We start from the raw sequence: 12,686 nt of genomic DNA on the forward strand, positions 1-12,686 counted from the left end.
TTCCCGGCATCACCCTCCCAGACGTCGACGTCGTGTGCGAGGCCTTCGCCGTTAACTTCATTCGCGCTGTGGCAACGCCTCTCGCCGAGCGTTAACCCAAGATCAAGCCTGACGTGGGTACCCCGGTGCCGGCCGTGACGAGCACGTGCTCGACGTTGGGCACCGGGTTGACCGAGGTGCCTCGCAACTGGCGCACCCCCTCCGCGATGCCGTTCATGCCGTGGATGTACGCCTCACCGAGCTGACCGCCGTGCGTGTTGATGGGCAGCCGCCCGCCCACCTCGACAGCACCGTCGGCGATGAAGTCCTTGGCCTCGCCCTTGCCGCAGAATCCCAACTCCTCCAACTGAATCAGCGTGAACGGCGTGAAGTGGTCATACAGCACCGCGGTCTGAATATCGGCCGGCGAAAGGCCCGACTGCTGCCAGAGTTGCTGACCCACCAAACCCATCTCGGGCAGACCCAGTTCGGGCCGGTAGTAGCTGACCATCGTGTACTGGTCGGGGCTGGAGCCCTGCGACGCCGCCTCGATGACGGCCGGACGCTGCTTCAGGCCGCGCGCACGCTCAACCGAAGTCACCACGATCGCGACCGCGCCGTCGGTCTCCTGGCAGCAGTCCAGCAGCCGCAACGGCTCAGCGATCCACCGTGAATTCTGGTGATCCTCAATGGTGATCGGCTTTTCGTAGAAATACGCCTTCGGGTTCTTGGCGGCATGCTTGCGGTCGGCCACCGAGATGGCGCCGAAGTCGCGGCTCGTCGCGCCGGACAGGTGCATGTATCGCTGAGCGATCATGGCCACCTGCGCCGCCGGCGTCGACAGCCCGTGCGGATACGAGAACGCATTGTCGGCAGTCGTCGAATCGGCCTGTGTGCCAGCATCTCCCACCAGCCGGGTCTGCACCTGGCCGAATCGCATGCCGGAGCGCTCGTTGAACGCCCGGTATGCCACCACGACGTCGGCGACGCCGGTGGCAACGGCCATCGCCGCGTGCTGGACGGTCGCGCACGCGGCACCGCCGCCATAGTGGATCTTGGAGAAGAACTTCAGTTCGCCGATGCCGGCCGCCCGCGCGACGGCGATCTCGGTATTGGTGTCCATCGTGAAGGTGGTCAGCCCGTCGACGTCGGCGGGACTCAGCCCGGCGTCGTCGAGGGCGTCAAGCACCGCCTCAGCAGCCAGCCGCAGCTCGCTGCGGCCGGAGTTCTTGGAGAAGTCGGTGGCGCCGATGCCGACGATCGCAGCCTTACCGGACAGCACTACGCACCCCCGATCATCAGCGTCACCGTCGCAATGACGTGATCGCCAAGGCTGTTGGCTCCCAACACCTTCACCGTGATCAGGCCGTCCCGCACAGCGGTCACCTCACCGGAGAAGGTCACCGTGTCGTAGGCGTACCACGGCACCCCGAGCCGAAGCCCGATCGACTTGACCAACGCCGACGGCCCGGCCCAGTCCGTGATGTAGCGCTGCACCAGCCCGGTGTCGGTGAGGATGTTGACGAAAATATCCTTGGAGCCCTTCGCGACAGCTTTGTCGCGGTCGTGGTGGACATCCTGAAAGTCCCTGGTGGCCAAGGCCGTTGAGATGATGAAGGTGGGATCGCCGTAGAGTTTGAGCTCGGGCAGCTGCGTCCCCACCTCGATGACCGGCGCGCTCATGTGTCAGGCTCCCATGCGTAGAGGCTCCACTCCGGGCCGCTGGCACCGGCCGGGAAATCGATATATGTTGCGCGGACCGGCATTCCGATCTTCACCTCGGCGTGCTCGACATTGCGCAGCTCGCCCAGCATGCGAACGCCCTCGTCAAGCTCCACCAAGGCGATCACGAACGGCAGCGTGCGGCCGGGCACCTTCGGAGCATGGTGCACCACGAAGCTGAACACGGTGCCCTTGCCGCCGGCGACGCGATACTTGATCGGCTCTGCCGGATCCTGCCAGACGGCCGGCACCGGCGGGTGTTGCAGGCTGCCGTCGGCAAGCTGCTGGATCCGCAACTCGTGGGCCTTGACCCCGTCCCAGAAGAACGCGGTGTCACGCGAAGACGAAGGACGCATCATGGCGTCGGCATCGAGGTCGGCGGGCACCGAGGTGGCGGCCGGAACATCGGAGGCGGGCTTGAATTTAAGGATGCGCCACTCCATCTCGGCGACATCCTCGTCACCGACCCGCCACGTGATGTGCTGGTTGATGAACCAGCCCTCACCGAGCGCGGTCTTCTTGGGGCCGACGACATCGCGCATCTCGGAGAAAATGCTGACTTCCTCGCCGGGCTGCAGATAACGGTGATAGGTCTGTTCGCAATTAGTGGCGACCACTCCGACGTAGCCGGCATCGTCGAACAGTCGCATCATCGGGCCCATCGGGTCATCGGTTGGACGTTCTCCACCGAGTCCGAACATGGTCCACACCTGAATCATCGCCGGTGGAGCCACAATTCCAGGGTGTCCTGCCGCGCGGGCTGCTGCCTCGTCCACGTATATCGGGTTGGCGTCCCCCAGTGCCTCGACCCAATTGTTGATCGTCGGCTGGTTCACCGGGTCCCGGCCCGCGCGGGGCTTGGCGACGACGGTGTTCGTGATCTCCGCTATTGCCTCTCCAAGCTCCCCGATCCCGGTCATCGAGGCACCCTCGGCACTTTCAGGCCGGATGCGGCGATCATCTCACGCATGACTTCGTTCACTCCACCACCGAAGGTGATGACCAGGTTGCGTTTGGTCTGCGAGTCGAGCCACTTGAGCAGGTCGGCGGTGTCGGACTCGGCCGGGTTGCCGTACTTGCCGACAATCTCCTCGGCCAGCCGGCCGATGTACTGAATACGCTCGGTGCCAAAAACTTTCGTCGACGCGGCGTCGGCCACGTTGATGTCCTCCCCGGCGGCGGCGACCTGCCAGTTCAACAACTCGTTGATCCGCCACATCGCATAAATCTCACCGAGCGCTCGCTTGACGTCCTGGTGGTCGATCGGCGTGACGCCGTCGCCACCCGGCTTGGACGCCCAGGTATGCAACCGATCGTAGATCCCGGCGACCCGGCCGGCCGGGCCCAGCATCACCCGCTCGTTGTTGAGCTGGGTGGTGATCAGCCGCCACCCGCCGTTCTCCTCGCCGACCAGCATGTCGGCCGGCACCCGCACATCGTTGTAGTACGTGGCGTTGGTGTGGTGGGCACCGTCGGACAGGATGATCGGCGTCCAGGAATAGCCCGGATCCTTGGTATCGACGATCAGGATCGAAATACCTTTGTGCTTCACGGCTTCCGGGTCGGTGCGGCAGGCGAGCCAGATGTAGTCGGCGTCGTGGGCGCCGGTGGTGAAGATCTTCTGGCCGTTGACGATGTAGTGGTCGCCGTCCCGGACCGCTGTGGTGCGCAACGACGCCAGGTCGGTGCCCGCTTCCGGCTCGGTGTAGCCGATCGCGAAGTGCACCTCGCCGGCCAGAATGGCCGGCAGAAATTTCTTCTTCTGCATCTCGTTGCCGAAGACCTGCAGAGTGGGGCCCACGGTCTGCAGCGTGACGGCGGGCAAGGGCACGTCGGCCCGGTGCGCCTCATTGACGAAGATCGACTGCTCGATGGGCCCAAAGCCGAGGCCGCCGAACTCCTTTGGCCACCCGACCCCGAGCTTGCCGTCCTTGCCCATCCGCCGGATCACCGCGCGGTATGCGGCGTTGTGGCGGTCTTCCTCCATCGCCTTCATCTCGTCGGACGAGATGAGATTCGAAAAGTACTCCCGTAGCTCCGCCTGCAGCTGTCGCTGCTCCGGAGTCAAGTCTATGAACATTGCGCTCCCACCAGGTCGAGGCGTAGAGAAGACCCGCCCAGCAGCCGGGCCAGGTCCTTGATCGTGGAGTAATACCGGTGCATCGGATAGGTGATGTCCATGCCCATGCCGCCGTGCAGGTGGTGGCAGATCTGCATCACCGGCGGAGCCTGCGAGGCCAGCCAGTACCCGAGGACATCCAAATCGGCGTCCGCATCAAGCCCCTGGGACAGTCGCCAGATCACCGACTTGGACGCCAAATCGATGGTGCGCGAGGCGATATAGACCTCCGCCAGTTGCGCTGCGACGGTCTGGAAGGTCGACAGCGGCTTGCCGAACTGCTTGCGGTTGGCCACATAGTCGGCGGTCAGCCGCAGCGCCCCGGCCACCAGGCCGTCGGCGAACGCGCCGATCATGGCCAGTGCCAGCTGATTGACCCGGTGTGGAGCCGCACCCGCCAGAACGTCGGAGTCGGGAACCGCCACGCCGTCGAAAGTCACCGTGTACTCGTCGGAGTCATTCGACGTCGGCGTGCGAACCAGCTGCACGCCGTCGGCCTTCGGCGACACCACCACAACGGCGTTGTCGGTCGTGACCAGCAGCCAATCGGCTTGTTCGACATATCCCACACCAATTTTGGTGCCGGACAGCCGTCCGCCGGCGAAACTGGTTGCGGGACGGTCGGGTAACGCCGTGCCGGGCTCGTTGAGCGCCGCGGTCAACACCCCGCCCCTGGCGACTCCGGATAGGAAGCGGTCCTGTTGCTCATCGGTGGCGAGGTCGAGCAGCGGCATCACACCCAACCCCAGCGTTGCCAGCACCGGCGTGACGGCACCGTGGCGCCCGACTTCGGTGAGTACCGTGCCCACCTCGGCGAGGCCCACGCCGTCGCCGCCGAGACGTTCGGGCACCGGCAGTGCCGTCACGCCGCCGTCGACCAGCGCCTGCCACGACAGCTCCCGCGCTAGCACCGACGTAACGACATCGGCGACGGCCTGCTGCTCTGCACTGAGGTCGAAGTCCATCGTCGTGTTCAAGTCCATCGTGGTATTCAAGCCCATCAGTGGTCGACCGGGCACTTGCCGGTGTAGTCGACCTGCCAGTGCTTGATGCCGTTGAGCCAACCCGAGCGCAGTCGCTCGGGTTCCGAAACCGGCTTCAGATCGGGCATGTTGTCGGCGATGGCGTTGAAGATCAGGTTGATCGTCATCCGGGCCAGGTTGGCGCCGATGCAGTAGTGCGCACCGGTGCCGCCGAAGCCGACGTGCGGGTTGGGGTTACGCAGGATGTCGAACTTGTACGGGTTCTCGAAGGCCTCTTCGTCGAAGTTGGCCGACCGGTAGAACATCAGCACCCGGTCGCCCTTCTTGATCTTCACGCCGGACAACTCGTAGTCATCGAGCGCGGTGCGCTGGAAAGTGGTGACCGGGGTGGCCCAGCGGACGATCTCGTCGGCGGCCGTCTCCGGGCGCTCTTTCTTGTACAGCTCCCACTGCTCGGGGTTCTGCGAGAAGGCGATCATCCCGTGCGTGATGGAGTTGCGCGTGGTCTCGTTGCCGGCCACCGCCAGCATCACCACGAAGAATCCGAACTCGTCGTCGGAAAGTTTCTCACCCTCGATATCGGCTTCGATCAGCTGCGTCACGATGTCGTCGCCGGGATTCTTGGCTCGCTCTTCGGCCATCTGCATCGCGTAGCCGATCAACTGTGCCGACGACATCTTCGGGTCGACGTGGGCGAACTCCGGGTCGTCGGTCCCGGTCATCTCGTTGGACCAGTCGAACAGCTTGCCGCGGTCCTCCTGCGGCACACCGAGCAAACCGGCGATCGCCTGCAGCGGCAGCTCACACGACACCTGCTCGACGAAGTCGCCTGACCCCTCCGCTGCCGCCGCTTTGGCAATCTTCTGAGCGCGCTGCTGCAGTTCGTCCTGCAGCCGTCCGACAGCACGCGGGGTGAAGCCCCGGGAGATGATCTTGCGCAGCCGGGTGTGGTGCGGCGCGTCCATGTTCAACATCACGAACCGCTGCACCTCGATGTCCTCGCGCGCGATGTCGTTGCTGAACCGGGGAATGACGCCGTTTTCGAAGCTGGAGAAGATGTCGCTGCGCCGGGACACCTCTTTGACGTCGGCAAGTTTGGTGACGGCCCAGTAGCCACCGTCGTGGAATCCCCCGCCTTCGCCGGGTGCCTGCTCGTTCCACCAGATCGGCGCGGCGGCCCGCAGCTCGGCAAACTCCTCGACCGGTACCCGCTCGACGTAGATGTCGGGGTCGGTGAAATCGAACCCGGGTGGAAGATTGGGGCTGGGCACGCTTGTTCTCCTTCAACTGCAGTCGGCTATGACTGGTGATGTGGTCACTAGTTCTCCTAGTGACACTCTGTTGCCAGTAAAACATGCCTCCACCGCATACAAAAGGCGCCGAGGCATCGTCGCTTGTCATAGTAATGAAACGTGTTCTAGCCTGGCCCCATGGGTAACCCGGTAATCGTTGAAGCCACCCGCAGCCCGATTGGCAAGCGCAACGGATGGCTGTCAGGGCTACATGCCACCGAGCTCCTTGGGGCGGTACAGAAGGCGCTGGTCGACAAGGCCGGCATCGATGCGGGCGACGTCGAACAGATCGTCGGCGGCTGCGTCACGCAGTTCGGCGAGCAGTCCAACAACATCACCCGGGTGAGCTGGCTCGTCGCCGGGCTGCCGGAACATGTCGGCGCGATGACCGTGGACTGCCAGTGCGGCAGCGGCCAGCAGGCCAACGGCCTGGTGGCCGGCCTGATCGCCGCGGGCGCCATCGACATCGGCATCGCGTGCGGCATCGAGGCGATGAGCCGCGTCGGGCTCGGCGCCAATGCGGGTCCCGACCGCAGCATCCTGCGGCCCGCGTCATGGGACATCGATCTGCCCGACCAGTTCACCGCTGCCGAGCGGATCGCCAAGCGACGGGGCATCACCCGCGAAGACATCGACGCGTTCGGATTCCAGTCCCAGCTATGCGCCAAGCGCGCCTGGGACGAGGGCCGTTTCGACCGGGAAATCTCACCGATCGAGGCCCCCGTGCTCGACGAGCAAAAGCAGCCCACCGCCGAGCGCCAGATGGTGTCCCGGGACCAGGGTCTGCGCGACACCACGCTGGAAGGGCTCAGCCAGCTCAAGCCGGTGCTCGAGGGCGGGATTCACACTGCGGGCACGTCGTCACAGATCTCCGACGGCGCGGCGGCCGTGCTGTGGATGGACGAGGACAAGGCCAAGGCGCTCGGATTGCGGCCGCGGGCCCGCATCGTCAGCCAGGCCCTCGTCGGTGCCGAGCCCTACTACCACCTGGACGGGCCTGTTCAGTCGACGGCGAAGGTGCTGGAAAAGGCCGGCATGAAGATCGGCGACATCGACATCACCGAGATCAACGAGGCGTTCGCGTCGGTAGTGCTGTCCTGGGCGCGGGTCCACGAACCCGACATGGACCGGGTCAACGTCAACGGTGGCGCGATCGCGCTGGGCCACCCGGTCGGGTCTACCGGCAGTCGCCTGATCACCACTGCGCTGCACGAGCTGGAGCGCACCGATCAAACCACCGCGCTGATCACCATGTGCGCGGGCGGTGCCCTGTCCACCGGCACCATCATCGAACGAATCTAGTCCGGATTCAGCCCTGGTGATCGTCTCCGAAGAAAGCCGCATCAAGGCTGCCCAGGCCTACATCGACGCGCTGGTCAGCCACGATGGGGACGCGGTTCCGTTCGCGACCGGCTGCACCCGCGTCGAGCAAGGCATCAAGAACGGGTTCTCCGGAAATCACTTGCGCCGCAGCCTCAATCGCGGTCCGCAATACTGGGTGATCGCCGACGCGACACCACCGAATTACCGCATCGTCGGCGACGAGGTGCACGCCTTGTACGACGTGCTGACGAAGGCGGCGTTCCGCGGCCGGCGGATCGCCGGACGGGTCGACGAGACCTTCGTGATCCCGGCCGAGAGTGCAACCGGCAAGGCCGAGATCCAGCGCATCAAGGTTCGCTTCAAGCCATTTATTCAGCGCTGACTAGGATCGGCGCCATGCCGAAATCACCGCCGTGGTTCATGAGAAGCGATTTCGCCCTGAAATGGATGTCGCGCATCAACACATTCCTGTACCGCCGTAGCGGCGGAGAGGGCTTGGGCGGCACCGTCCAGAACATTCCGGTGGCGCTGCTGACCACCACCGGCCGCAAGACCGGGGAGCCCCGGGTGAGTCCGCTGTACTTCCTGCGTGACGGTGACCGGGTGGTCGTCGCCGCCTCGAAGGGCGGCACCCCGAAGAACCCGATGTGGTACCTCAACCTCAAGGCCAATCCCAAGGTTCAGGTACAGATCAAGAAGGACGTGCTCGACCTGACCGCGCGGGACGCCACCGACGACGAACGCGCCAAGTACTGGCCGCAATTGGTGGACATGTACCCGTCGTACGACGATTACCAGTCCTGGACCGACCGGACCATCCCGTTCGTGGTCTGCGACCCGTAGCCCGCATCGCCGACCGTCTGATTTCGGACACTCGATGAGCACGGACGACGAGTCGCCGTACGGCTCGGGAGATCCGACTGCGGCGTCCACCTGGCTGGCTTTGAGCGGACGCCCGGTCACCGACGAAGTCCTCGAATGGCCCCCCGATTTGTTCGCCCTGACCGACGTGATCCTGGACTTCACACAGGCCTACCGGTTCGTGTTCTCCCCGCCCGGCGAGGCGACATGGCCGCCCGATCGCTTCGCCGACTGGGCCGGTGCGGTGGAGGACGCGGGCCGGGATTGGAGCGGCTGGGTCGTGAACCAGCAGGGCGCGCTCCCCGATCTCCTCGCCCAGGAGTGGACCATCTTTCGCGAGCACGTCGAGATGCCGCTGGAACATCTGGCCGAGGGCCGCGACTGGCAGATGTGTGAGGCACTGCTGACGCTTCATGCGATCGCGGACGAGGCTTGCGCGGGGTTGGGCATCCCCCTGGGTCGGTCCGACGCAGAGGGATGCGGTTACCGCGCCCGGGGACGTGAGCTGTTGGCGAGGACCGGGTCGCTTGCCCGAATCCACCCACATCTGTTGCGGGTACTACCGAAGGTGCGGACTTCGCCCAACGGGACCTCGTTGGGTTCGTTCGCACGCTACGCCTGCGTCCATCGTCCCGGTGCCCAGGTCAGGTGGTCCAAGATCCCCGCCCGGCACCGCGGCACCAATCCCCAGGCCGAGTACGCCAACGTGCTACTGCTGCCCTGGCCGCTGCGGGTGCGCGAGTCGGACTTCCACCCGGTGGAAGGCTCGGTGCGCACCCTGACCACCGAGCCCTTCGGCTATTTCGAGTTCGCGCCGGCCGAACCGCTCGATTTGGACTTGGTGGATCGCACGGTTCTCGCGGCCCGAGACGAGGTCGGCGGCGTCGACGTGGTGGTGCTGCCCGAGAGCGCCGTCGACGAGGCGGATATCGACGACCTCGAGGCGGTTTTGGATCACCACGGTGTCACCATGCTCATGACCGGTGTGCGCCAGCCGGCACCGCAACCCGGGCGGCTACCCGGCAACTGGGTGCACATCGGAGTCAGCTCGATACTTGAAAAGCGTGCCGCCGCAACAGGTTCAGCTCGCGAACAGTGGTTCCACGTCCGCCAGAACAAACACCATCGATGGTCGCTCGACGAATCACAGATCTACCAGTACCACCTGGGTGGTGCCCTGCATCCGCACATCCTTTGGTGGGAAGCGATGGACGTCGCTCGCCGGACGGTGCAATTCGTCGAACTCGGGGAAGAACTGACCCTTGTCTGCCTGGTGTGTGAAGATCTCGCCCAGCACGACGATGTCGCCGAAGTCGTCCGGTCGGTTGGCCCGACGCTGGTTTTCACACCGCTGCTCGACGGACCTCAGCTGACGTCGCGCTGGGCGGCCCGATACGCCAGCGTGCTGGCCGACGACCCCGGCTCGGCCGTCGCGACCTTATCGGCGTACGGCATGGTGCAGCGATGCCGACCTCCCGGGCAACCTCCCTCCCCGGTGGTCGGCCTGTGGAAGGACCCGGTCCGCGGAATCCGCGAGGTGCCACTCGAGGCCGGTGCGCACGGCGTGCTGCTGACGATCTGCGGGGACCGTGCGCTGCGACGCACTGCCGATAGCCGCGAGCCCATCGACAACTCGATTTACTACTTCGACGTGGCCGTGCACCAAATCCGCGCCTCCACAACGCCCTCGGAACCACAACCGAAGCAGACCCGGCCGCCGCCTCGGCCCACGCTCGAGGTCGAGGAGCTCACCGTCCTCACCGGCTGGGCCCAGGCAGTCGCGGAAACGCTTGCCTACGCGCCCGAGCGAGTGCTCGATCTAGTGGCAGACGCGCGCCCGGGCGGGCGGTGGCGGGCCGCACTCAAGATCGCCGAACCGTCCGCCCAACTGAGCGAAGCGCTCGACATCCTCGAACGAATCGTGCGGACGAGCGCATCGCCAAGCGGCTCAACCACATTCGATGCGCTGATCACCGCCGCGAGCGAAGCCCGGGCGGACGAACCAAACCTCGCCGGGTTGGTTCGCGGAGTGCTGCGATCGACGCTCGAGCAGCGCCGCACTCGACAAGCAGGAGAAGCCGCCCGCTAGCGCGCCATACGCGGAATCAGGCCCCGTAGACCGGAACCGGCGGGCGCGCCTTCGCCAATAGGTCGGTGACGACGGGCCCCAGCTCGGCAGGATCCCATCTCGCGCCCTTGTCGATCTGCGGGCCGTGCGCCCAGCCCTCGGCGATGCGGATCTTGCCGCCCTCGACTTCGAACACCTTCCCCGTGACGTCGCGTGATTCCACGCTGCCCAGCCAGACCACCAGGGGCGACACGTTTTCCGGCGCCATGGAGTCGAAATCGTCGCCCTGCGTCGACATCATCTCGGCGAAGACGGTCTCGGTCATGCGGGTGCGGGCTGACGGTGCGATCGCGTTGACGGTCACGCCGTACCGGCCCATTTCGGCGGCCGCGACCAACGTCATCGCCGCGATGGCCGCCTTGGCGGCGCTATAGTTACCCTGCCCGACACTGCCCTGCAGGCCCGCACCCGAGCTGGTGTTAATGATCCGCGCATCAACGCTTTTGCCCTCTTTGGACAGTCCCCGCCAGTACGACGCGGCATGCCGCATGGTGGCGAAGTGACCCTTGAGGTGCACGGCGACGACGGCGTCGAACTCCTCCTCGCTGGTGTTGGCCATCATCCTGTCGCGCACGATGCCGGCGTTGTTGACCAGGACATCCAGGCCGCCGAACGTGTCCACGGCGGTTTGAACAAGGCCGGCCGCTTGGTTCCAGTCGGCGACGTTGGACCCGTCGGCGACGGCTTCGCCACCGGCAGCGGTGATCTCGTCGACCACACCCTGCGCGGCGCTGCCCCCGCCGGCGGGCGAACCGTCCAGGCCCACCCCGATGTCGTTGACCACCACCCGCGCGCCTTCGGCCGCGAAGGCAAGCGCGTGCGCGCGCCCGATACCGCCGCCCGCTCCGGTGACGATGACCACGCGGCCGTCAACTAGCCCCATTGTTTCTGTCTCCTCTATTTGATCGCGCTCGCGTTCGTGGTGGCCAGATAATGCGGCGGCTCACCGCCGCCGTGTACCTCTAACGAGGCGCCGCTGATGTAGGACGCCGCGCCGGAGGCCAAAAACGCTGCGGCCCAACCAACGTCCTCGGGCTGGGCCATCCGGCCCAGCGGCACGTTCTTGGAGATCGCGGCGATCGACTCGGCGTCGCCGTAGAACAGGTCGGCCTGTTCGGTTTCGACCATGCCGACCACGCAAGCGTTCACCCGCACCTTGGGCCCCCATTCCACCGCCAGCGTCTGGGTCAGACTTTCCAGGCCGGCCTTGGCCGCCCCGTAAGCGCCGGTCCCGGGTGACGGCCGCCGGCCGCTGAGGCTGCAGATGTTGACGATCGACCCGCCGTCCGACTGGTCCTGCATCTTCTCGTTGGCGTACTGCGAAACCAGCAGCGCACCAATGAGGTTGAGCTCGATGATCTTGCGGTTGAACTTCGGGCTCGATTCCGCAGTCAGCACGTACGGCGAGCCTCCGGCGTTGTTGACCACCACGTCGAGCCGTCCGTGCCGCTCGACGATCGAGTCGATCAGCGCCTTGACGGCTTCCTCGTCGCGCACGTCGCAGGAGTGGAACTCATGGGGCAGGCCCTCGACCGCGCGCCTGGCGCAGGTCACCACGGTCGCGCCCTGCTGGGCGAAGACCGAACTGATCCCGGCGCCCACCCCGCGGACTCCCCCGGTGACCAGCACCACCCGCCCGTTCAGTCCCAACCTGATGGGTTCCCCGGCAAGGGGACCTGATTCGGGGCGGGTCACTGTGCTAGCGTACCAAGCAAGTGCTTGCTTAGGTAGCTGACCCCAGCAGGAAGTGCCATGACCATTACCTCCACCACCCTTGAACCGGGCATAGTCGCGGTCACCGTCGACTACCCGCCCGTCAACGCCATCCCGTCCCGCGGCTGGTTCGAGCTCGGCGACGCCATCACCGCCGCCGGCGACAACCCCGAAACCCACGCCGTGATCCTGCGGGCCGAGGGCCGCGGCTTCAACGCCGGCGTCGACATCAAGGAGATGCAGAAGACTCGATCTACTCAGGGGTTTACCGCCCTTCTCGATGCCAACCGCGGCTGCTTCGCCGCGTTCCGCGCGGTGTACGAATGCGCAGTGCCGGTGATCGCGGCGGTGAACGGATTCTGCGTCGGCGGCGGTATCGGGCTGGTAGGCAACGCCGACGTCATCGTCGCCTCCGACGACGCCGTCTTCGGGCTGCCGGAGGTGGAGAGGGGCGCGCTCGGCGCCGCGACGCACCTGTCCCGGCTGGTGCCGCAACACATGATGCGGCGGCTGTTCTTCACCGCGGCCACCGTGGACGCCGCCACCTTGCATCACTTCGGCTCGGT

At 65.7% G+C, this 12,686-nt stretch carries 13 protein-coding genes; 5 read left to right on the plus strand and 8 right to left on the minus strand.

Going from position 1 to position 12,686, the window contains the following annotated elements; genetic code table 11:
- Nucleotides 1-91: 91 nt before the first annotated feature.
- From VML93_RS10510 to VML93_RS10535, 6 genes are read right to left on the minus strand one after another with little or no spacing between them, the layout of a single operon-like run.
- Nucleotides 92-1,261 (minus strand): lipid-transfer protein, encoded by a 1,170-nt coding sequence (locus VML93_RS10510; RefSeq protein WP_325610321.1) that lies wholly within the window; start codon nt 1,259-1,261, stop codon nt 92-94.
- Nucleotides 1,261-1,662: a MaoC family dehydratase gene (locus tag VML93_RS10515; RefSeq protein WP_325610323.1), complete on the minus strand. Its 402-nt coding sequence runs from the start codon at nt 1,660-1,662 to the stop codon at nt 1,261-1,263. The genes VML93_RS10510 and VML93_RS10515 overlap by 1 nt, the downstream gene beginning before the upstream one ends.
- Entirely contained in the window at nt 1,659-2,621 is a 963-nt protein-coding gene (locus tag VML93_RS10520; protein WP_325610325.1) for a bifunctional MaoC family dehydratase N-terminal/OB-fold nucleic acid binding domain-containing protein, read from the minus strand. Before VML93_RS10520 ends, VML93_RS10515 begins: the two co-directional genes overlap by 4 nt.
- Nucleotides 2,618-3,781 (minus strand): acyl-CoA dehydrogenase FadE29, encoded by a 1,164-nt coding sequence (fadE29, locus tag VML93_RS10525; RefSeq protein ID WP_325610327.1) that lies wholly within the window; start codon nt 3,779-3,781, stop codon nt 2,618-2,620. Before fadE29 ends, VML93_RS10520 begins: the two co-directional genes overlap by 4 nt.
- Nucleotides 3,772-4,785: an acyl-CoA dehydrogenase family protein gene (locus VML93_RS10530; RefSeq protein WP_325610339.1), complete on the minus strand. Its 1,014-nt coding sequence runs from the start codon at nt 4,783-4,785 to the stop codon at nt 3,772-3,774. The genes fadE29 and VML93_RS10530 overlap by 10 nt, the downstream gene beginning before the upstream one ends.
- Nucleotides 4,786-4,820: 35 nt before the next feature.
- The gene (locus VML93_RS10535; protein WP_325610329.1) at nt 4,821-6,074 is read right to left on the minus strand and encodes a cytochrome P450; all 1,254 of its coding nucleotides are present in this window, start codon (nt 6,072-6,074) and stop codon (nt 4,821-4,823) included.
- Between the two features lie 159 nt (nt 6,075-6,233).
- Between VML93_RS10535 and VML93_RS10540 the strand changes: the two genes are divergently transcribed.
- From VML93_RS10540 to VML93_RS10555, 4 genes are read left to right on the plus strand one after another with little or no spacing between them, the layout of a single operon-like run.
- Complete coding sequence (locus VML93_RS10540) at nt 6,234-7,397, plus strand: steroid 3-ketoacyl-CoA thiolase (RefSeq protein ID WP_325610331.1); 1,164 nt, start codon at nt 6,234-6,236, stop codon at nt 7,395-7,397.
- A gap of 13 nt (nt 7,398-7,410) precedes the next feature.
- Nucleotides 7,411-7,800 carry a hypothetical protein gene (locus VML93_RS10545; protein ID WP_325610341.1) on the plus strand — a complete coding sequence of 130 codons (390 nt, stop codon included), beginning with the start codon at nt 7,411-7,413 and terminating at the stop codon, nt 7,798-7,800.
- 14 nt (nt 7,801-7,814) lie between these two features.
- Entirely contained in the window at nt 7,815-8,261 is a 447-nt protein-coding gene (locus VML93_RS10550) for a nitroreductase family deazaflavin-dependent oxidoreductase (RefSeq protein ID WP_325610333.1), read from the plus strand.
- Nucleotides 8,262-8,295: 34 nt separating this feature from the next.
- Complete coding sequence (locus VML93_RS10555; RefSeq protein ID WP_325610334.1) at nt 8,296-10,368, plus strand: hypothetical protein; 2,073 nt, start codon at nt 8,296-8,298, stop codon at nt 10,366-10,368.
- A 16-nt stretch (nt 10,369-10,384) separates the two neighbouring features.
- On the opposite strand, the gene VML93_RS10560 is transcribed toward VML93_RS10555, so the two are convergent.
- Nucleotides 10,385-11,290, minus strand: coding sequence for an SDR family oxidoreductase (locus tag VML93_RS10560; RefSeq protein WP_325610336.1), 906 nt, complete (start codon nt 11,288-11,290; stop codon nt 10,385-10,387).
- A 14-nt stretch (nt 11,291-11,304) separates the two neighbouring features.
- Nucleotides 11,305-12,063, minus strand: a complete 759-nt coding sequence (locus VML93_RS10565) for an SDR family oxidoreductase (RefSeq protein ID WP_325610342.1) — start codon at nt 12,061-12,063, stop codon at nt 11,305-11,307.
- Between the two features lie 96 nt (nt 12,064-12,159).
- On the opposite strand from VML93_RS10565, the gene echA20 reads away from it, so the two are divergent.
- Nucleotides 12,160-12,686, plus strand: a 527-nt coding sequence (echA20, locus tag VML93_RS10570) for a (7aS)-7a-methyl-1,5-dioxo-2,3,5,6,7,7a-hexahydro-1H-indene-carboxyl-CoA hydrolase (protein ID WP_325610338.1), incomplete at its 3' end; no start/stop codon positions are given.

The organism is Mycobacterium sp. (genome assembly GCF_035499775.1).
GTDB lineage: Bacteria > Actinomycetota > Actinomycetes > Mycobacteriales > Mycobacteriaceae > Mycobacterium.

Excerpts from the sequence above, each read along its gene's own strand:
- VML93_RS10530 (WP_325610339.1), bottom strand. The coding sequence starts at position 4,785 with ATGGACTTCGACCTCAGTGCAGAGCAGCAGGCCGTCGCCGATGTCGTT.
- VML93_RS10560 (WP_325610336.1), bottom strand. The coding sequence starts at position 11,290 with ATGGGGCTAGTTGACGGCCGCGTGGTCATCGTCACCGGAGCGGGCGGC.
- VML93_RS10555 (WP_325610334.1), top strand. The coding sequence starts at position 8,296 with ATGAGCACGGACGACGAGTCGCCGTACGGCTCGGGAGATCCGACTGCG.
- fadE29 (WP_325610327.1), bottom strand. The coding sequence starts at position 3,781 with ATGTTCATAGACTTGACTCCGGAGCAGCGACAGCTGCAGGCGGAGCTA.
- VML93_RS10515 (WP_325610323.1), bottom strand. The coding sequence starts at position 1,662 with ATGAGCGCGCCGGTCATCGAGGTGGGGACGCAGCTGCCCGAGCTCAAA.
- VML93_RS10520 (WP_325610325.1), bottom strand. The coding sequence starts at position 2,621 with ATGACCGGGATCGGGGAGCTTGGAGAGGCAATAGCGGAGATCACGAAC.
- VML93_RS10550 (WP_325610333.1), top strand. The coding sequence starts at position 7,815 with ATGCCGAAATCACCGCCGTGGTTCATGAGAAGCGATTTCGCCCTGAAA.
- VML93_RS10540 (WP_325610331.1), top strand. The coding sequence starts at position 6,234 with ATGGGTAACCCGGTAATCGTTGAAGCCACCCGCAGCCCGATTGGCAAG.